The sequence below is a fragment of the Pseudonocardia bannensis genome (genome assembly GCF_012911875.1).
GTDB lineage: Bacteria > Actinomycetota > Actinomycetes > Mycobacteriales > Pseudonocardiaceae > Pseudonocardia > Pseudonocardia bannensis.
In genome coordinates this window covers 1-17,686 of record NZ_JAAXKZ010000125.1, presented here as the reverse complement: position 1 = coordinate 17,686, position 17,686 = coordinate 1, and the positions used below count along the sequence as shown (strand labels likewise).

Annotated in this window: 15 protein-coding genes and 1 pseudogene; 3 read left to right on the top strand and 13 right to left on the bottom strand. The window is 73.6% G+C overall.

Features of this window, described 5'->3' with window-relative positions; translation table 11 throughout:
- Positions 1–518: 518 nt before the first annotated feature.
- Positions 519–1,163 carry a pyridoxal 5'-phosphate synthase glutaminase subunit PdxT gene (pdxT, locus tag HF519_RS24565; RefSeq protein ID WP_169415366.1) on the bottom strand — a complete coding sequence of 215 codons (645 nt, stop codon included), beginning with the start codon at positions 1,161–1,163 and terminating at the stop codon, positions 519–521.
- 256 nt (positions 1,164–1,419) lie between these two features.
- On the bottom strand, positions 1,420–2,862 hold the full coding sequence (locus tag HF519_RS24560; protein ID WP_169415364.1) for an NAD-dependent malic enzyme: 1,443 nt from the start codon (positions 2,860–2,862) through the stop codon (positions 1,420–1,422).
- A gap of 117 nt (positions 2,863–2,979) precedes the next feature.
- Here HF519_RS24560 and HF519_RS24555 point away from each other — a divergent pair, with 117 nt between their 5' ends.
- A complete protein-coding gene (locus HF519_RS24555; protein ID WP_169415363.1) occupies positions 2,980–5,097 on the top strand; it encodes an elongation factor G-like protein EF-G2 in 2,118 nt (705 codons plus the stop codon).
- 24 nt (positions 5,098–5,121) lie between these two features.
- On the top strand, positions 5,122–6,300 hold the full coding sequence (locus tag HF519_RS24550; protein WP_169415362.1) for an MFS transporter: 1,179 nt from the start codon (positions 5,122–5,124) through the stop codon (positions 6,298–6,300).
- A gap of 85 nt (positions 6,301–6,385) precedes the next feature.
- On the opposite strand, the gene HF519_RS24545 is transcribed toward HF519_RS24550, so the two are convergent.
- Positions 6,386–6,694 carry an AzlD domain-containing protein gene (locus HF519_RS24545; protein ID WP_169415361.1) on the bottom strand — a complete coding sequence of 103 codons (309 nt, stop codon included), beginning with the start codon at positions 6,692–6,694 and terminating at the stop codon, positions 6,386–6,388.
- A complete protein-coding gene (locus tag HF519_RS24540; protein ID WP_169415360.1) occupies positions 6,691–7,353 on the bottom strand; it encodes an AzlC family ABC transporter permease in 663 nt (220 codons plus the stop codon). Before HF519_RS24540 ends, HF519_RS24545 begins: the two co-directional genes overlap by 4 nt.
- A 63-nt stretch (positions 7,354–7,416) precedes the next feature.
- Here HF519_RS24540 and HF519_RS24535 point away from each other — a divergent pair, with 63 nt between their 5' ends.
- Positions 7,417–7,971 (top strand): helix-turn-helix domain-containing protein, encoded by a 555-nt coding sequence (locus tag HF519_RS24535; RefSeq protein WP_169415359.1) that lies wholly within the window; start codon positions 7,417–7,419, stop codon positions 7,969–7,971.
- Between the two features lie 52 nt (positions 7,972–8,023).
- Here the strand turns inward: HF519_RS24535 and HF519_RS24530 are convergent, their stop codons facing one another.
- The 9 genes and pseudogenes from HF519_RS24530 to HF519_RS30620 form a co-directional block, all read right to left on the bottom strand.
- Complete coding sequence (locus tag HF519_RS24530) at positions 8,024–9,304, bottom strand: glycoside hydrolase family 16 protein (protein WP_169415358.1); 1,281 nt, start codon at positions 9,302–9,304, stop codon at positions 8,024–8,026.
- Positions 9,305–10,212: 908 nt separating this feature from the next.
- Positions 10,213–11,130: a pyridoxal 5'-phosphate synthase lyase subunit PdxS gene (gene pdxS / locus HF519_RS24525; RefSeq protein WP_169415357.1), complete on the bottom strand. Its 918-nt coding sequence runs from the start codon at positions 11,128–11,130 to the stop codon at positions 10,213–10,215.
- Between the two features lie 73 nt (positions 11,131–11,203).
- Complete coding sequence (locus HF519_RS24520) at positions 11,204–11,731, bottom strand: LemA family protein (protein ID WP_211170522.1); 528 nt, start codon at positions 11,729–11,731, stop codon at positions 11,204–11,206.
- Complete coding sequence (locus HF519_RS24515; protein WP_169415365.1) at positions 11,725–12,912, bottom strand: glycosyltransferase family 4 protein; 1,188 nt, start codon at positions 12,910–12,912, stop codon at positions 11,725–11,727. The genes HF519_RS24520 and HF519_RS24515 overlap by 7 nt, the downstream gene beginning before the upstream one ends.
- Before the next feature lie 11 nt (positions 12,913–12,923).
- Positions 12,924–13,886 carry a phosphatidylinositol mannoside acyltransferase gene (locus tag HF519_RS24510; protein ID WP_169415355.1) on the bottom strand — a complete coding sequence of 321 codons (963 nt, stop codon included), beginning with the start codon at positions 13,884–13,886 and terminating at the stop codon, positions 12,924–12,926.
- 144 nt (positions 13,887–14,030) lie between these two features.
- Positions 14,031–14,669, bottom strand: coding sequence for a phosphatidylinositol phosphate synthase (gene pgsA / locus HF519_RS24505; RefSeq protein WP_169415354.1), 639 nt, complete (start codon positions 14,667–14,669; stop codon positions 14,031–14,033).
- Between the two features lie 82 nt (positions 14,670–14,751).
- Complete coding sequence (locus HF519_RS24500) at positions 14,752–15,306, bottom strand: HIT family protein (protein WP_169415353.1); 555 nt, start codon at positions 15,304–15,306, stop codon at positions 14,752–14,754.
- An 11-nt stretch (positions 15,307–15,317) separates the two neighbouring features.
- Positions 15,318–17,381: a threonine--tRNA ligase gene (gene thrS / locus HF519_RS24495; protein WP_169415352.1), complete on the bottom strand. Its 2,064-nt coding sequence runs from the start codon at positions 17,379–17,381 to the stop codon at positions 15,318–15,320.
- 118 nt (positions 17,382–17,499) lie between these two features.
- Positions 17,500–17,686: pseudogene (locus tag HF519_RS30620) on the bottom strand (hypothetical protein); the annotation flags it as partial.

Sequence of the window (17,686 nt, the reverse complement as noted above, 5' to 3'; positions counted from 1 at the left end):
CACCACTCCCCCACCCTCCCGCTGTGCAGCAGGGTGGCTCTACTGCGACCGGACCGAGATAGGTCCACCCCGCCACAACCGCGGGGCGAGGAAGTCCGGGTCGGTTTCGCCGTTTCGCGTCGCGGCGGACGCCCGGGACCACACCATGCCGCCATGCGACGAGGATCATGGGCACAGACCCCGGCGACCCTACGCAGCGCATCCGTCGGCGGGGTGGTCGAGGCGGACCCTCGTCGCACTCGACGCCACGCCGAGTCCTGGCCGATGTGAGCGCGGGCGTCAGGTCGGCGGCCGAACGCGATGCCAAGCGGCTCCGGCGACGTACGGACCTACCCGAACCATGGTGGAACGCCCCCGTTCACGACGCGCGGGGCCGCCTGCTCGGAATCGCGGACGCGTGGTTGGACGAGGTGGCGCTGGCAGGGTGGCCCTGCTGCGACTGGATCGGAGCGAGGCCACCTTGCTGCGCACGGGAAGGCGCAGCCGCGCAGCGGTGATGCGCGGCTGCCGCGGACCGCTCATGCGGCGCGGGCAGCCTCCCGCACCAGGTCGCAGAACAGCGCGTGCACCCGGCCGTCACCGGTCAGCTCGGGGTGGAACGCGGTGGCCAGTACCGGCCCCTGGCGCACCGCGACGATCCGGCCCGCGGCCGCGCCCGCGTCGTGGCCGGAGGCCGTAACGGGCGGCACCGTCGCCAGCACCTCGACCTCGGGTCCGGTCGACTCGACCCACGGCGCCCGGATGAACACCGCGCGGACCGGGTCACCCGGGATCCCGTCGATGTCCAGGTCGGTCTCGAAGGAGTCGACCTGGCGGCCGAACGCGTTGCGCCGCACCACGACGTCGAGTCCGCCGAGTTGCTGCTGGTCGGGCCGGCCGTCGAGCACCTCGCGTGCGAGCAGGATCATCCCGGCGCAGGAACCGTAGGCCGGCATCCCCTTCGCCAGTCGCGCGCGCAGGGGCTCGAGCATGTCGAAGGTCTCCAGCAGCCGGCTCATCGTGGTCGACTCGCCACCGGGCAGCACGAGCGCGTCCACCGTGTCGAGCTCGATGGGACGGCGGACCGGGACCGCTTGCACTCCACAGGCCGTCAGCGCGGCCAGGTGCTCACGGACGTCGCCCTGCAGGGCGAGGACACCGACGGCGGGACCGGACCCGATCATCGCAACCACGCTGACCAGGGTAGTCGTGGATATCGCGCGAACCTTCCACTCCGGACGTGACGACGGACTCCTCCGCGGGGACGAGCCACCGCACGCCGGACCCCCCGACTCGCGCGCTGGGAGACTCCGACTCGCACACGGGCAAGCACCGACTCGCGCGCGGACGGACCCCGACTCGCGCACCCGGAGACCCCGACTCGCGGGGTGGGGAAGCCGGACTCGTGGACGTGGAGGACGTGGCGAGGGTGGGATGGCCTCAGGTGGTCATGGTGGTGTCCGACGGGGTGGCCCGTCCCGGGGTGGTGGCCTCCTGGTCGTCGCGGTCCCGCTGGGCGGCGGCCCGGACCGCTTCGGCGACTGCCGGCGCCACCGCGGAGTCGAACACGCTCGGCACGATGAACGACGGGTTCGGCTCGGTCACCACGTCGGCGATCGCGGCGGAGGCGGCGAGCAGCATCCGGTCGGTGATGTCGTGCGCCTGGGCGTCGAGCAGGCCGCGGAACACCCCGGGGAAGGCCAGCACGTTGTTGATCTGGTTCGGGTAGTCCGAGCGCCCGGTCGCCACGATCGCCGCGTGCTGCTGGGCCACCGCCGGGTCGATCTCCGGATCCGGGTTGGCCAGGGCGAACACGATCGCGTCGTCGGCCATCGTCGCGGCCTCGGCCGCACCGAACAGGTTCGGCGCGGACACCCCGATGAACACGTCCGCCGCGACCAGCGCGTCGGCGAGGGTGCCGGAGACACCCTCGGCGTTGGTGTGCTCGGCGATCCAGGTGAGGTTGGCGTCGAGTCCCGGCCGGCCCGGGTGCACGATCCCGTCGATGTCCACGGCGAGCACGTCGCCCGGCTCGCCGGACTGCAGCAGCCGGATGATCGCCGAGCCGGCCGCGCCGACCCCGCACACCACGATCCTGCAGTCCGCGAGCTTCTTGCCCACCACTCGCAGCGCGTTGCGCAGCGCGGCGAGCACCACCACCGCGGTGCCGTGCTGGTCGTCGTGGAAGACCGGGATGTCGAGCATCTCGCGCAGCCGGGCCTCGATCTCGAAGCAGCGCGGCGCGGCGATGTCCTCCAGGTTGATGCCGCCGTAGGCCGGCGCGATCACCTGCACGGTCCGGATGATCTCCTCGGTGTCCTGGGTGTCCAGGCAGACCGGCCACGCGTCGACGCCGGCGAACCGCTTGAACAGGGCCGCCTTGCCCTCCATCACGGGCATCGCGGCGGCGGCGCCGAGGTTGCCGAGGCCGAGCACCGCGGAGCCGTCGGTCACCACGGCGACCGTGTTGCGCTTGATGGTGAGCCGGCGCGCGTCCGCCGGGTTGGCCGCGATGGCCTGGCAGACCCGGGCGACGCCAGGGGTGTAGGCGCGCGACAGGTCGTCCCGGTTGCGCAAGCTGACCTTCGACTGCACCTCGAGCTTGCCGCCCAGATGCAGCAGGAAGGTGCGGTCGGAGACCTTGCGGACCGTGACCCCGGCCAGCGCGTCGAGCGCCTCGGTGATCTCGGTGGCGTGGTCCTCGTTCAGCGCGTTGCAGCTGATGTCGACGACGATCGCGCCGGTGTGCGCCTCGACGACGTCGAATGCGGTGACGACCCCGCCGACTCGGCCGACGGCCACGGCGAGGTCGCCAGCAGCGCTGGCGGATGCGGGTGCCTCGACCCGCGCGGTGATGGCATATCCAGGCCCGGGAATCGGCACGGCGACGACCCTACCCGGGCGAGGCCCCAGCGTTCGGCCCCGACCAGGGGTTGTGGTCAAGCATACGGCGGGTGTGTTATCGGACACATCCAACGCCAGGCCGCGGAGGTGGTCCTTATGGCCGTCAGAGCAGACAGCGGGCAGCGTGCGGGAACCGGGGTGCTCACCGTCACCGATCCCGCCCGGGTACGCAACGTGGTCCTGGTCGGACCCTCGGGCGCGGGGAAGACGACCCTGGTCGAGGCGCTGCTCGCGCAGACCTCGGTCATCTCCAGGCAGGGTTCGGTCCTGGAGGGCACCACGGTCTGCGACCACGATCCGGCCGCCGTGCGCCAGCAGCGCTCGGTCGCCCTCTCGGTCGCGCCGCTGGTCCACGACGACACCAAGATCAACCTCATCGACACCCCCGGCTACGGCGACTTCGTCGGCGAGCTGCGCGCGGGCCTGCGCGCCGCGGACGGGGCGCTGTTCGTGATCCCCGCTTCCGCCGCCAGCGACGGCATCATCGACCCGGCCACGGTGTCCCAGTGGGAGGAGTGCGCCGCGGTCGACATGCCGCGAGCCGTCGTCGTCTCCCGCTGCGACCACGCCCGCGCCGACCTGGAAGGCACCATCACCGCGTGCCAGGACGCGTTCGGCCCCGGCGTGGCCCCGCTCTACCTGCCGATCCGCGACGGCGGCACGCTCACCGGCCTCTACGGCCTGCTCTCGCGCACCCCGGCCGACCAGGCGCCGCCCGGCGCGGAGGACGCCCGCGGCGAACTGATCGAGGGGATCATCGAGCAGTCCGAGGACGAGACGCTCATGGAGCGCTACCTCGGCGGCGAGGAGATCGAGCTCCCGACCCTGATCGACGACCTCGAGACCGCGGTCGCGCGCGGGGCGTTCCACCCGGTCATCCCGGTCTGCGCGACCGGCCGGATCGGACTGGACGCCCTGCTCGAGGTGCTGGTCGGCGGTTTCCCCTCGCCCCTGGAGCACCAGCTTCCGCCGGTGACCGCAGTGGACGGCGGCGAGCATCCGATGCTGACCGCCGACCCGGACGGCCCGCTGGCCGCCGAGGTCGTGCGCACCTCCGCGGACGCCTACGTCGGGCGGGTCTCACTGGTACGGGTGTTCTCCGGGACGTTGCGCCCGGAGTCCACGGTGCATGTCAGCGGGCACGGCCCGGCCGTACCCTCGCCACGCAGCACGGCCGAGAACGGCAACGGCCTCCAGGCCGACCACGACGCGGACGAGCGGCTCGCACACGTCTACTCACCGCTCGGGTCGACGTTGCGCGAGGTCGACGGCTGCATCGCCGGGGACATCTGCGCGCTGACCAAGCTCGGCACGGCCGAGACCGGCGACACCGTCTCGGCGGCCGACCACCCGCTGCTGCTGACGCCGTGGGAGCTGCCCGACCCGCTGCTGCCGGTCGCCGTCCTCGCCCGCACCCGCGGAGACGAGGACGCGCTGGTCAAGACGCTGTCCAAGCTCGTGGCCGCCGACCCGACGCTGCGCCTGGAGCGCAACGCCGAGACCCACCAGACGGTGCTGTGGTGCATGGGCGAGGCGCACGCCGACGTGGTGCTCTCCCGGTTGCGCGCCGGGGGTGCCGAGGTCGACACCGAACCGGTCCGGGTGCCGATGCGGAGCACCCTCGCCCGTCCGGGCCGGGTCACGGGGCGGCACGTGAAGCAGTCCGGCGGGCACGGCCAGTACGCGGTCTGCCACATCGAGTTCGAGCCGCTGCCGCGGGGATCGGGCTTCGAGTTCGTCTCGAAGGTGGTCGGCGGGTCGGTGCCCACGCAGTTCATCCCGAGCGTGGAGAAGGGCATCCGGACCCAGATCGACCGCGGCCTCACCGAGGACCACCATCCCGTCGTCGACATCCGCGCGTCCCTGGTCGACGGAAAGGCGCACAGCGTGGACTCCTCGGACGCGGCCTTCCAGACCGCGGGCGCGCTGGCGTTGCGACAGGCCGCCGAGGAGTGCGGGACGGTGCTGCTGGAGCCGCTGGACGAGGTCACGGTGCGAATACCCGACGAGCACCTGGGCTCGGTGCTCGGGGACCTGTCGTCACGGCGGGGCCGGGTGCTGGGCACCGAGGCGGCCGGGACGGGGCGAACCCTCATCCGCGCCGAGGTACCGGCCACGGAGCTGCTGCGCTACGCCGTGGACCTGCGGGCGATGACCTCGGGCACGGCGACGTTCACCCGCAGCTTCGCCCGCTTCGAGGTCGCCCCGCACTAGTCCCGGCCCGCGTAGGGTGCGCCGATGCGACGGCGCTGGTCGAGTCGGGCCGCCCTGTGGACCGTGATCTTCGTCGTCGCGTACGGCACGAACGTGCCGACACCGCTGCTGCTCGTCTACCGCGAGTCGCTCGGGCTCTCCCCCACCGCGCTGACCGGCGCGTTCGGCGTGTACGCCGCGGGCCTCGTGCCGGCCCTGCTGCTGGCCGGCCCGGCCTCGGACCGGCTGGGCCGGCGCCCTGTCGTGATCCCCTTCGTGGTGCTGTCCGCGCTCACCTCGGTGCTGTTCCTCGGCGCGTCGTCGTCGGCGGCCGTGCTGTTCGCAGGGCGGTTCCTGCAGGGCGCGGTGTCCGGGGTGGTGTTCAGCATCGGGACGGCGTGGCTCGCCGAGCTCGTCCGCGATCCGGCGCGTTCAGCCCGGCTGACCACGGTGGCACTCGGCGGCGGCTGGGCGCTCGGGCCGTTGACGGCCGGGCTCCTCGCGCAGTGGGCACCCGCACCGACCGTGCTGCCGTTCGCCGTGCACGTCGCGTTGATGCTCGTCGCGCTCGCCCTGCTGCCCACCATCCCGGAGACCCTCCCGCGAGAGCACCGCCGGGTCGGCGGCCCGTTGCTCGACCTCGGCGTGCCCTCCGCCGCCCGGTGGCCGTTCGCGCTGGTGGTGTTCCCGGTCGCGGTCGCGGTGTTCACCTTCCCGTCAACCGCGGTGACGGTGCTGCCGCTGCAGCTGATCCCGGCCATGCCCGGCATCGCGGTGGCGGTGACGGGTCTGGTGTCGGGGCTCACGCTGGGCACCGGTGTGCTGGCGCAGCCGCTTTCCCGGCGGCTGGGCGCGACGGTGGCCGGCCCCGTCGGCATCGCCGTCGGCAGCGCCGGGCTCGGGCTGAGCCTGATCGCAGACGGCCTGCGCAGCTGGCCGCTGCTGGCTCCGGTGTCGGTGCTCCTGGGAGTCGCCTACGGGCTGTGCCTGGCCGCGGGCCTGACGATGACAGCGATGATCGCCACGCCCACCGCCCGCGGCGCGCTGACCGGCACCTTCTACGCGTGCGCCTACCTGGGGTTCGCGGCACCGCTGCTGTTGTCGCTGACCGGCGGATCGGATGGCTTCCGGCGGCCGTTGGCCGTGCTGGCCGTCGTGTCGGCGGTCGTCGCGGCGGCGCTGTTCACCCCGGCGGCACGCCGGCTGGTCGCGCCCGCTGCGTGATCGGCCCGGCAGCGCGATCGGCCCGGCAGCGTGATCGGCCCGGTGACGCACGACCCGGGGTCGCGCGCGGCGAACCGCCGCGCGGTCAGGGGACGCCGAGGGCTCGCAGCGCCGCCGTCGTCCCGGCCGCCAGGACCACCACCAGCACGAACGGCACCTTCCGCCACGCGGCCAACGCCCCGACGGCGACGCCGGCCGGGCGGGCCCAGCCCGCGAAGCCACCGGCCTCGGTCAGGGCCGCGGTGGCGACGAGCGCGACGAGCAACGCGGTCGCCCCCAGGTCGATGTAGCGCTCGACCCGTTCGGGAACGGCGACGCGGTGGCGCAGGGCCAGCCCGACCAGCCGCATCAGGTACGTCCCGGCGGCGAGGGCCAGCACGGCGGACCAGGTCACCGCTCCTCCCGTCCGGCCAGCACCAGCCCGAGCAGACCGATGATCACCGGCAGACCGGCGGGCAGGAACGGCGTCGCGAGCAGCGCGACGGCCGCCGACCCGAAACCGACCCGGCGGGCGTCCGCGCGGCGCAGCGCGGGCAACAGCAGCGCGAGTAGCCCGGCGGGGAAAGCCGCGTCGACGCCGAAGGCACCGGGGTCCGGCACGGCCGAGCCGGCCAGCACCCCCACGACCGTGCCGACGTTCCAGAACACGAAGAACAGCCCGCCGCAGAGCCAGTACGCGGTGCGGGCGCGCGGACCGCTACCGCGCGCCCGGGAGAACGCCACCGACTCGTCGATCAGGACGTGCGCGCCGAGCAGGCGGGCGGGCCACCGGTCACCGACGACGCCGGACACCGCGAGCCCGAACGGCAGGTGCCGGGCGTTGAGCAGCAGTCCGGCGGCGACCGCGGCGACCGGGCTCGCCCCGGCGGCGATGACCGCGACCACGAGGAACTGCGAACCACCCGCGAACACCAGCAGCGACATCGCGATCGTGAGCGGCACCGGTACCCCGGCCGCGGCCGCCAGCGCCCCGAACGACGCCCCGACCACCCCGATGGCGGCAGCGAGGGCCAGCGCATCGCGCAGGTCGTCGCGGTCCACCGTTCGCTTCATCGAACGCACGGGGTCCTACACTGAACACCGAGACGCCGTTCGTCAACTCGAACGAGGGAACCGATGGACCGAACGACACCACTGGAGACCATCGCGGTCGCGCTACGCCGGGAGCGCGAGCGACTGGGCATCTCACTGGCCGAGCTGGCCCGTCGCGCCGGGATCGCGAAGTCCACGTTGTCGCAGCTCGAGGCCGGGTCGGGGAACCCGAGCGTGGAGACGCTGTGGGCGCTCGCAGTGGTGCTCGACGTGCCGTTCAGCCGTCTCGTGGACCCACCTGCCCCCACCGTCCGCGTCGTGCGGGCCGGGGAGGGACTCGCGATCCCGTCCGAGCAGGCACCGTTCACCGCGACCCTGCTCGCCGCCTGCCCACCCGGCGCCCGGCGCGACCTGCACGTCATGACCGCCGAGCCCGGCCCGGCCCGGGAGGCGCACGCCCACATCCGCGGGACGACCGAGCACATCCTGGTCACCGCGGGACGCTGGCAGGCCGGTCCCGAGGGGGCGACCGTCGAACTCGGCCCCGGCGACTACGCCTGCTTTCCGGGCGACCGACCCCACGGTTACCAGGCTCTCGAGCCGGGCACGGCGGCGGTACTGATCATGGAGTACGTCTGACGATGCGACGGCGCCGGCCGCCCACGGGAGGAGACCGGCGCCGCCGGTTGGATCAGGGGCGTGGTGCGGGTACCGGGTCCGGCACCAGCCCGCGGGGCTTGTCGACGACCGGAGCAGCCGGTGCGGGCGCCGCGGCCCCCTCACTGTCACCGCCCCCCTCGCCGGAGTCGTCGCGGCTCTCACCGTCGCCGCCGCTGGTGTCGCCGCCGCTGGTGTCGCCGCCGCTGGTGTCGCCGCCGCTGGTGTCGCCGCCGTTCTCCCCGCCGCTGTCGCCGCTGTCGCGCGGGGTATCGCCGGCAGGCGCGGCCGGGGCCTCGCCGGTGCCCGGCTCGCCCGTGTCCTGAGCGGGGGCAGGAGCCGGGGCGGGTGGCGGAGGCGCCGCCAACTCCTCCGGGCTGAGCGCGTACTGCCGCACCCAGTCGACCTGCATCGAGGACGGCTCGACCACCCCGCCCCTCGGGAAGAAGTCCAGCTGGATGCACAGGTGCATCGGGCCGGACGGCAGGATCGACCTGTCGGTCGTGCGGAACCACTCCTTGCCGTTCACGAACGCGGCCACGTGGTTCGGTGTCCACTCGACGGCCCAGTTGTTCCACTGCGTACCGTCGATCGCGACCTCGCCGAACACCTGGTCGTTGCGCGGTCCGTGGTGCAGGAACGCGTGGGTCTTCTGCCGGGCGGGGTCCAGCATCTCCATGAAGTCGATCTCCCCGCCCACCGGGAAGTCGTCGGCGTCGGGCCACAGCAGCAGCAGCGGGTTGTACGCGCGATCGCCCGCGGGGGCCCGGACCCGGCCCTCCCACCGCCCGTACTGCTGGCCGGAGTTCCAGGCCATGCCGCCGGTGGCACCCTCGGCGGTACCGGTGATCGTGAGCAGCCCGTCCTGGAGACGGAGCGCGTCCGGGGTCCGGCGCCCGCTGGTCGTGTATCCGGGCCCGTTGTAGACGTTCCAGGAGGCGTCGAGCGCCGGACCGGTGAACTCGTCGACGCGGACGGGCTCCCCCCAGCCGAGGGTCGTCGCCGCGGTGGTGTCGGTACCGGCCGGCGACTGCGGGGCACACGGGTCGGGCGGGGTCTGGACAGGGGCCGGTGCGTTCGCGGCAGGTTGCTCGGTGCTCGACGGCGCGCCGGGCTCGTCCGCCGGGGATCGGGGCTGGTCGCCGCCGGATGCATCGCCGCGCGACGTGTCATCGGACGCATCGCCGGACGAGTCGTCCGGGGAACCGCCGGACGAACCCGAGGAGCCGTCTCCGGAGTCGCCCGAGGAGTCCTCCTCGGCGGCGCGGACCGCGAGCGGGTCGGCACCGGGTCGCACGGACTCTGCGGCGGACACGTCGGACCCCGGAACCGCCACACTGCCGTTCGGCGGGGCCGGCACGGCAGCCGGGGCGGGCGCCGGCGGGCCTGCCGGAGCAGGAACGACGGCCGAGGCGGGCGCCGATGGGGCTGCCGGAGCAGGAACGACGGCCGAGGCAGGTGCCGGCGGAACTGCGGAAGCGGGCGCAGCGGCAGGGGCCGAAACGGGCGCCGCCGGAGCAGCCGGTGCGGCCCCTACCGGAGCCGCTGCGGCGGGCGCCGGAGCAGCCGGGGCGGAAGCCGCCGGAGCCGGAGCCGGAGCCGAGCCTGCAGCAGCCGCAGCACCGGGCGCGAGCGCAGCCGGTGCCTCCGGGCCGGGCGCGGTGCCCGGCGCCGCCGGGGCAGGAGCAGCCCCGGCGACCGGGACCCGTGCCGGCGTCGCCGGGTCGGCGGGAGCCGTGGGTGCGGGCGCCGTCGCCGGATCAGGAATCGGGGCCGCCGGAGCAGAGGTCGCCGCGGAACCGGTCGCCGCTCCGGGCGCGACGGCCGGCACGCAGTCGGCCGGCGCCGGCGTTTCCGGCTGTGCGGTCGCCGCCGCGGATCCGCCGAACATCGTCATGGCGACGACGCTCCCGATCGCCACGAAGCGTCTCATCCGTCTCCTCCGCCACTCGGACAACATCCGACACGGCGGAGACTATGGGCGCGGCGTGACATCGGACGGCCGATTCACCTCACCGTGTTAGCGACTCAACCCGAGGGGGCCACGCACCGTCGCCGAATTCGGCCGGCTCCACGCCGATCGAACTCCGCTGCACGACGAACGGCGCGACCGATGGTCGAACCGCCCGCACCCCGCCCCGAAGGGGTGATGCCCGTGCCTCAGACGCACGACGCCCCGCCCGGAGTCCCGGGCGGGGCGTCGTCGTCAGGGTCGTGCGGGGCTCACCAGCCCCGGTCGGCGAACCGCTGCTCGGCAGCCAGGTCCGGGATGTTGATCCCGACCATCGCCTCGCCGAGCCCACGGGAGACCTTGGCGATCACGTCGGGGTCGTCGTGGAACGTGGTGGCCTTGACGATGGCCGCCGCACGCTGCGCCGGGTCGCCCGACTTGAAGATCCCGGAGCCGACGAACACACCCTCGGCGCCGAGCTGCATCATCATCGCCGCGTCGGCCGGGGTCGCGATGCCACCGGCGGTGAACAGGACGACGGGCAGCTTGCCCGAGGCGGCGACCTCGGCCACCAGCTCGACCGGCGCCCGCAGCTCCTTCGCGGCCACGTACAGCTCGGTCGGGTCGAGCGTGCCGAGGCGGCGGATCTCGGCCCGGATGGACCGCATGTGACGGGTCGCCTCGACGACGTTCCCGGTCCCGGCCTCACCCTTCGAGCGGATCATGGCGGCGCCCTCGGAGATGCGCCGCAGCGCCTCCCCCAGGTTCGTCGCGCCGCAGACGAACGGCACGGTGTATGCCCACTTGTCGATGTGGTGCGCCTCGTCGGCGGGGGTGAGCACCTCGGACTCGTCGATGTAGTCGACGCCGATGGACTGCAGCACCTGCGCCTCGACGAAGTGCCCGATACGGGCCTTGGCCATCACCGGGATCGAGACCGCGTCGATGATGCCCTGGACCATGTCCGGGTCGCTCATCCGAGCCACGCCGCCTTGCGCGCGGATGTCGGCCGGCACCCGCTCCAGCGCCATCACGGCCACCGCACCGGCGTCCTCGGCGATCTTCGCCTGGTCGGCGTCGATCACGTCCATGATGACGCCGCCCTTGAGCATCTCGGCCATGCCGCGCTTCACGCGGGCGGTCCCCAGCTGGGGGCCGGCGTTGTCGGAAAGGGCCTGGTCGCGCGACACGGCGGTACCTCTCTGGATGTCGAACAGGGAACCATGCGATGGTACGTCAGCTCACGGGGTCGGCCCGTGGGCGTCAGGCCACGTGCCGCCGGGCGGCGGCGGGAGCGGGGTCGGCGATCTCGAAGTACCCGGGCTCCGGCGCCGTGCCCGCGAGCCGCAGCCAGCGCACCAGCCGCCGGGACCGGAGCCCCAGGGTGTCGCGCACCGCGTCGTTGTGCACCCGGCGCGCCAGGATGACGAGCTGCTCGGCGTCGACCAGGTCGGAGAACAGCGCATCGTCGAGTGATCCCCGATCGATCTCGGTCAATCGCCTGCTCAGCACGTTCTCGGCGGCCTCGCGGTCATCGTCGACGGCCGCGTGCGCGGCGGCCGCTGCGGCCCGCAGCGCGGTGACGTCGTGGCCGGTGGCCCCCAGCGCCGCGGCCACCCGGCCCGCCACCTCGGCCCGGCGGTCCAGCGCCGTGCGCAGCCCGGCCCGGGCCGCGTCGGTGCGCACGTGCAGCCGGTCGAGCCGCCGCGCCCGACCGACGCACAGCATGGTCAGCACGATCGCGACCACCAGGATCGTGACCAGAAGCACCCAGGCGATCAGTGTCACCATGTGCTCCCCGTGTCGCGCGCCAGGATGGATCGGCGCGGATCAGCGGCCACCGCCGCCTGGTAGACCCGCAGCACGGCACCGGCCACCACCGGCCAGTCGTAGTCGGCCGCCTGCAGCCGCCCCGCCGCGGCCAGCGCGGACCGGCGGGCCGGATCGTCCAGCAGCGCCCCGAGGGCGCCCGCCAGAGCGCCCGCGTCACCGGTGGGCACGAGCACCCCGGCGAGCACTCCCGGATCGTCCCCCTCGCCGCCGCCCAGCACGCGGCGGAACGCGTTCAGCTCGCTGGCCAGCACCGGGGCGCCGGCCGCCATCGCCTCGGTCAGCACCATGCCGAAGCTCTCCCCGCCGAGGTTCGGGGCGCAGTAGACGTCCATGGAGCGCAGGGCCGCCGCCTTGGTCGCGTCGTCCACCGGGCCGAGGATGTCGAGCCGGTCGGCCAGCGCGGGGCCGGCGTGCCGGCGCAGCGCATCGGCGTCCCCCCGCCCCACGACGAGCAACCGCAGGTCCGGGCGCTGCGGGGTCAGCAGCCGCAGCGCGTCGAGCAGCACCGCCATGCCCTTGCGCGGCTCGTCGAACCGGCCGAGGAATCCGACGGTGGCCGACCCGGGCCGCGGATACCCGGGCAGCAACGGCCCTTCCGCGAACAAGCCGACGTCGACACCGTTCGGGATCTCCACCGCGTCTCCGCCCAGGTGCTCGACCTGGACCCGGCGGGCGAGCGTGGACACCGCGATGCGGGCGGTGACCTTCTCCATCAGGGGCCGCAGCATGCCACCGAACGCGATGAGCGCCCGGGACCGCTCGGTGGAGGTATGGAACGTCGCGACGATCGGACCCTCGGCCATCAGCAGCGCCAGCACCGAGATGCTGAACGTCGTGGGCTCGTGCAGGTGCAGCACGTCGAAGGTGTGGTCGGCGAGCCAGCGCCTGACCCGCGCGTAGGACACCGGGCCGAAGGTCACCCGGGCCACCGAGCCGTTGTAGGGCACCGCGTGCGCTCGGCCGGCCGGGGTGACGAAGTCGGGCAGCGCCGCCTTGCCGCCCGCCCGGTCCTCGTCGGCCGGTGCGAGCACGCTCACCGAGTGCCCCAGCCGCCGCAGCGCCCGCGCGAGGTCGACGACGTGCGCCTGCACCCCACCCGGCACGTCCAGGGAGTACGGGCAGACGATGCCGATCCGCAGGGGCCCGGGGTTCACGGGATCTCCGCTCCGGGTGCGGGACCGGGACCCGCCGCGAGGTCGCCCGTCAGGTCGGCTGTCAGGTCGGCGCTGAACAGCGGCTGCAGCATGTGCCAGTCGGCCGGGGCCTGCGCGATCAACCCGGCGAGCGCGTCGGCCAGCGCCTGGGTGGCCTTGACGACGGCGGTCCGGTCGGGCACCGGGACCGGCGGGGCGATGGTCAGCGCCCAGCCACCGGGGGTGAACCGGGGGTAGGCGGGCAGCAGCACCGCCCCGGTGAGCGCGGCCAGCCGCGCCGGCCCCGCGGGCAACCGGGCCTTCTCCCCGAAGAAGGACACCTCGACGCCCGCGGCGGTGAGGTCGCGGTCGGAGACCAGGCAGACGACTCCGCCACGGCGCAGCCTCTCGGTCAGCGCCCGGTGGGCCGCCCGACCGTCCTCGGCCGCGACGACCTCGAATCCCAGCGACTCCCGGTACGCCACGAACCGGCGGAACAGGGACTCCGGCCGCAACCGCTCGGCCACGGTGGTGAACGCGGGCTCGCGCCCCAGCCGGCGCAGCGACTCCACCATCCAGACCCCGGCCAGGTCCCAGTTGCCGCTGTGTGGCAGCGCGAAGATCACGCCGCGGCCGTCGTCGAGTGCCTCCCAGACCGGCTCCGCTCCCGTGACCAGCGGATCCATCCGCCGGTGGATCTCCGCCGGGTCCATCGTGGGCAGCCGGAACGCCTCGCACCAGTACCGGGCGTAGCTGCGCAGCCCCGCGTGCACCAGGCTGTCCAGCTCCGCAGGCCCCGCCGCCGGGACGACCCGGGCCAGGTTGGCCCGGAGCCGCCGCGGCCCCTGGCCGCCGCGCCGGGCGGCCAGGTCCGCGCCGAGCCGGAAGGCGCCGAACGCCACCGACGGCGGCAGCGCCCGCACGAATCGCCACCCCGCGGCGAACGCGAGATCGGCAGCCCGCTCAGCACGCTCGCTCATCGCACTCCCTCGCTGCGCTCGGTCGGCGCTTCGCGCAGGCGCAGTGCCCATGATTCGCTCGCAAGCTCGCTCATCGCACTCCCTCGCTGCGCTCGGTCGGCGCTTCGCGCAGGCGCAGTGCCCATGATTCGCTCGCACGCTCGCTCATCGCACTCCCCCGGCCCCGGAGGCCGGCTCGGCCGCAGCCCGCGCGCTGCGGTACACGGCCACCATGCGCTGCCCGACCGTCCACACCGACGCGGCAGCCAGCAGCGACAGCGCGACGGTGAGCGCGTACGGCACCCCGACGCCCTCCAGGAACGTGCCGAACAGGGCGACGATCAACCGCTCGGCACGCTCGACGAGGCCGCCGTCCGCGGAGAGGCCCTCCGCCTCCGCCCGGGCCTTGATGTAGGACACGATCTGGCCTGCGACCAGGCAGACCAACGCGGCGGCGCCGGCCGCCGCCTGGTCGGCCGCCGCCAGGCACCACCAGGCCAGCGCGGCGAACAACGCGCCGTCGGCCAGCCGGTCGCAGGTGGCGTCGAGGACGGCCCCGAACGGCGTGCCGTGTCCGCGGGCGCGGGCCATGGCGCCGTCGAGCAGGTCCAGCAGCACCAACGCGGTGATCACGAACGGCCCCACGATCAGCTCGCCGCGGGGAAGGAACCACAGCGCGGCGGCGACCGCACCGACCGTGCCGATGACCGTGACCAGGTCCGGCGAGACCCCGCGTCCGACCAGCCACCGGCCGATCGGGTCGGTGACCCGGTTCACGCGCGCTCGGGCGAAGACGTTGAGCATGGACTGGTGCCGACTCCTGCCGGTTGACGGGCCCTCCGGAGACTGCCCAAGACTAGTCGGGGGTGGACCCGCGGCCGGGCAGCTACCCCGTCGGACCGTCGGACGTCTCAGCAGGTTCCCAGGCGTCGGCCAGCAACTCGCGGGTCTCGGACAGCAACTGGGGGATCACCTTCGTCTGTCCGACGACGGCGATGAAGTTGGCGTCGCCGCCCCAGCGCGGCACCACGTGCTGGTGCAGGTGGTCGGCGAGCGAGCCACCGGCCACCGTGCCCAGGTTCAGCCCGACGTTGAACGCGTGCGGGGCGGCCACCCGCTTCATCGCCTTCACCGCCCGCTGGGTGAACGCCATCAGCTCGGCGGCCTCGGGTTCGCTGAGGTCCTCGAGCTCCGCGACGTGCCGGTAGGGCAGCACCATCAGGTGCCCCGGGTTGTACGGGTGCAGGTTGAGCAGCGCGTACACCGTCTGCCCGCGCGCGACGACGAGGCCCTCGTCGTCGGGCAGCTCGGGGATCCGGCAGAACGGGCAGCCGCCCTCCCCCGCCTCCTTGATGTAGGCGAGACGGTGCGGCGTCCACAGCCGGCGGAACCCGTCCGGTGTCCCGACGCCGTCCTGGGGCACCATCGCCGGCTCGTCCATGAGGAGTGATCCTAGTGAGCGACCGGGAAGCCCTCCGCGGTCGGCGACGCGTTCTCCCGCCGCTCGACCCAGCCGGCGATCGCGTCGACGGCCTCGTCCACCGGCACCCCGTTGACCTGCGTGCCGTCCCGGAACCGGAAGCTCACCGCGCCCGCCTCGACGTCACGGGCCCCCGCGAGCAGCATGAACGGCACCTTCTGCAGCGTGTGCGTGCGGATCTTCTTCTGCATCCGGTCGTCCCCGGCGTCGACCTCCACCCGAATCCCCCGCGAGCGCAGCGCCTTCGCGACGCCCTCGACGTGGGAGACCTGGTCGTCGGTCACCGGGATGGCCACCACCTGGACCGGCGACAGCCAGGCCGGGAAGGCGCCCGCGTAGTGCTCGGTGAGCACCCCGAAGAATCGCTCGATGGAGCCGAACAGCGCCCGGTGGATCATGTACGGGCGCTGCCGGGTGCCGTCGGGGGCGGTGTACTCCAGATCGAAGAGCTCCGGGAGCTGCATGTCGACCTGGATGGTCGACATCTGCCAGGTCCGGCCGATCGCGTCCTTGGTCTGCACCGAGATCTTCGGCGCGTAGAACGCGGCGCCGCCCGGGTCGAGCACGAGCTCGAGCCCGGAGTCCTCCGCGGCGCGGCGCAGCGCCTCGGTGGCGGCCTCCCACTCCTCGTCGGTGCCGACGTACTTCTCCTCGTTGCGGGTCGACAGCTCCAGGTAGAAGTCGTCGAGGCCGTAGTCGCGGAGCAGGTCGAGCACGAACTGCAGCAGCGACTTGATCTCGTCCTGCAGCTGGTCGGCGGTGACGTAGATGTGCGCGTCGTCCTGGGTGAAACCGCGAGCGCGGGTGAGGCCGTGCACCACGCCGGACTTCTCGTACCGGTACACCGTGCCGAACTCGAACAGCCGCAGCGGCAGCTCCCGGTAGGACCGCCCGCGCGCCCGGTAGATCAGGTTGTGCATCGGGCAGTTCATCGGCTTGAGGTAGTAGTCCTGGCCAGGCTTGCGGACTTCGCCGTCCGGGCCCACCTCGGCGTCGAGGTGCATCCCCGGGTACATGCCCTCGGCGTACCACTGCAGGTGGCCGGAGGTCTCGAACAGCTGGCCCTTGGTGATGTGCGGGGTGTTGACGAACTCGTACCCCGCCTCCTCGTGCCGGCGCCGGGAGTAGTCCTCCATCTCCCGGCGGATGATGCCGCCCTTGGGATGGAAGACCGGGAGACCGGAGCCGATCTCGTCGGGGAAGCTGAAGAGGTCGAGCTCGCTACCGAGTCGCCGGTGGTCGCGGCGCTCGGCCTCGGCCAGCCGGGTCAGGTAGGCGTCGAGCTGCTCGGTGCTCTCCCACGCGGTGCCGTAGATGCGCTGGAGCTGCGGGTTCTTCTCGCTGCCCCGCCAGTACGCCGCCGCGGAGCGCATCAGCTTGAACGCCGGGATGAACTTCGTGGTGGGCACGTGCGGGCCGCGGCACAGGTCGCTCCAGATCGTGTCGCCGGTGTGCGCGTGCACGTTGTCGTAGATCGTCAGCTCGCCCTCGCCGACCTCCATCACCTCGGAGGTGTCGACGTCGTCGGAGCCACCGCCCTTGAGGTCGATCAGCTCGAGCTTGTAGGGCTCGCCGGCCAGCTCCTCGCGAGCCTCGTCGAGGGAGTCGAAGCGGCGCCGGGAGAACCGCTGGCCCGACTTGATGATCTTCTTCATCGCCGACTCGAGCTTGCTCAGGTCGTCCGGTGTGAAGGGGGTGTCGACGTCGAAGTCGTAGTAGAAGCCGTCGGTGATCGGCGGGCCGATCCCGAGCTTGGCCTCCGGCTTGACCTGCTGGACGGCCTGCGCGAGCACGTGTGCGGCGGAGTGCCGGATGACGCTGCGGCCGTCGTCGGTGTCGGCGCCGACGGCCTCGACCTCGGCATCGGCGTCCGGGCTCCAGGCCAGATCGCGCAGCGCGCCCTCTGCGTCGCGGACGACGACGACCGCGCTCGGGCCGCTGGTCGGCAACCCGGCCTCCCGGACGGCGGCGCCCGCCGTCGTCCCGGCCGGCACCCGGACGCGGGCGGACTCGGGGTGGACGGGGGGTGCGGACACGACGGGCCTCCAGGAACAGCTGAACCGAACTACGGGATGTCTGCCATCGATGCTAGAGGTCCGTGGCGAACAGGTTTCCGGCGTGTCGGTGACGGCGCGGGGCCGGCCGGACCCGAGGTCACGAGGGGCCGTGCGGCGGCGGGGTCCACCAGCCCGTGGAGGCCGATCGGCGGGCGGCGGTGACCGGGTCGTCGAACCAGCCGGATCCGGGATCGGCCGTGGGTGCCGCCCCCGTGTCGGGGGCGGGTGCGGCACCGGTGGGCCGGTTCCCCGGAGCCGACGGATCGGCCGTCTCGGCCCGGGGG

Excerpts from the sequence above, each read along its gene's own strand:
- HF519_RS24500 (WP_169415353.1), bottom strand. The coding sequence starts at position 15,306 with ATGGACGAGCCGGCGATGGTGCCCCAGGACGGCGTCGGGACACCGGAC.
- HF519_RS24540 (WP_169415360.1), bottom strand. The coding sequence starts at position 7,353 with ATGAAGCGAACGGTGGACCGCGACGACCTGCGCGATGCGCTGGCCCTC.
- HF519_RS24550 (WP_169415362.1), top strand. The coding sequence starts at position 5,122 with ATGCGACGGCGCTGGTCGAGTCGGGCCGCCCTGTGGACCGTGATCTTC.
- HF519_RS24520 (WP_211170522.1), bottom strand. The coding sequence starts at position 11,731 with ATGGTGACACTGATCGCCTGGGTGCTTCTGGTCACGATCCTGGTGGTC.
- HF519_RS24555 (WP_169415363.1), top strand. The coding sequence starts at position 2,980 with ATGGCCGTCAGAGCAGACAGCGGGCAGCGTGCGGGAACCGGGGTGCTC.
- HF519_RS24535 (WP_169415359.1), top strand. The coding sequence starts at position 7,417 with ATGGACCGAACGACACCACTGGAGACCATCGCGGTCGCGCTACGCCGG.
- HF519_RS24510 (WP_169415355.1), bottom strand. The coding sequence starts at position 13,886 with ATGAGCGAGCGTGCTGAGCGGGCTGCCGATCTCGCGTTCGCCGCGGGG.
- pdxT (WP_169415366.1), bottom strand. The coding sequence starts at position 1,163 with ATGATCGGGTCCGGTCCCGCCGTCGGTGTCCTCGCCCTGCAGGGCGAC.
- pgsA (WP_169415354.1), bottom strand. The coding sequence starts at position 14,669 with ATGCTCAACGTCTTCGCCCGAGCGCGCGTGAACCGGGTCACCGACCCG.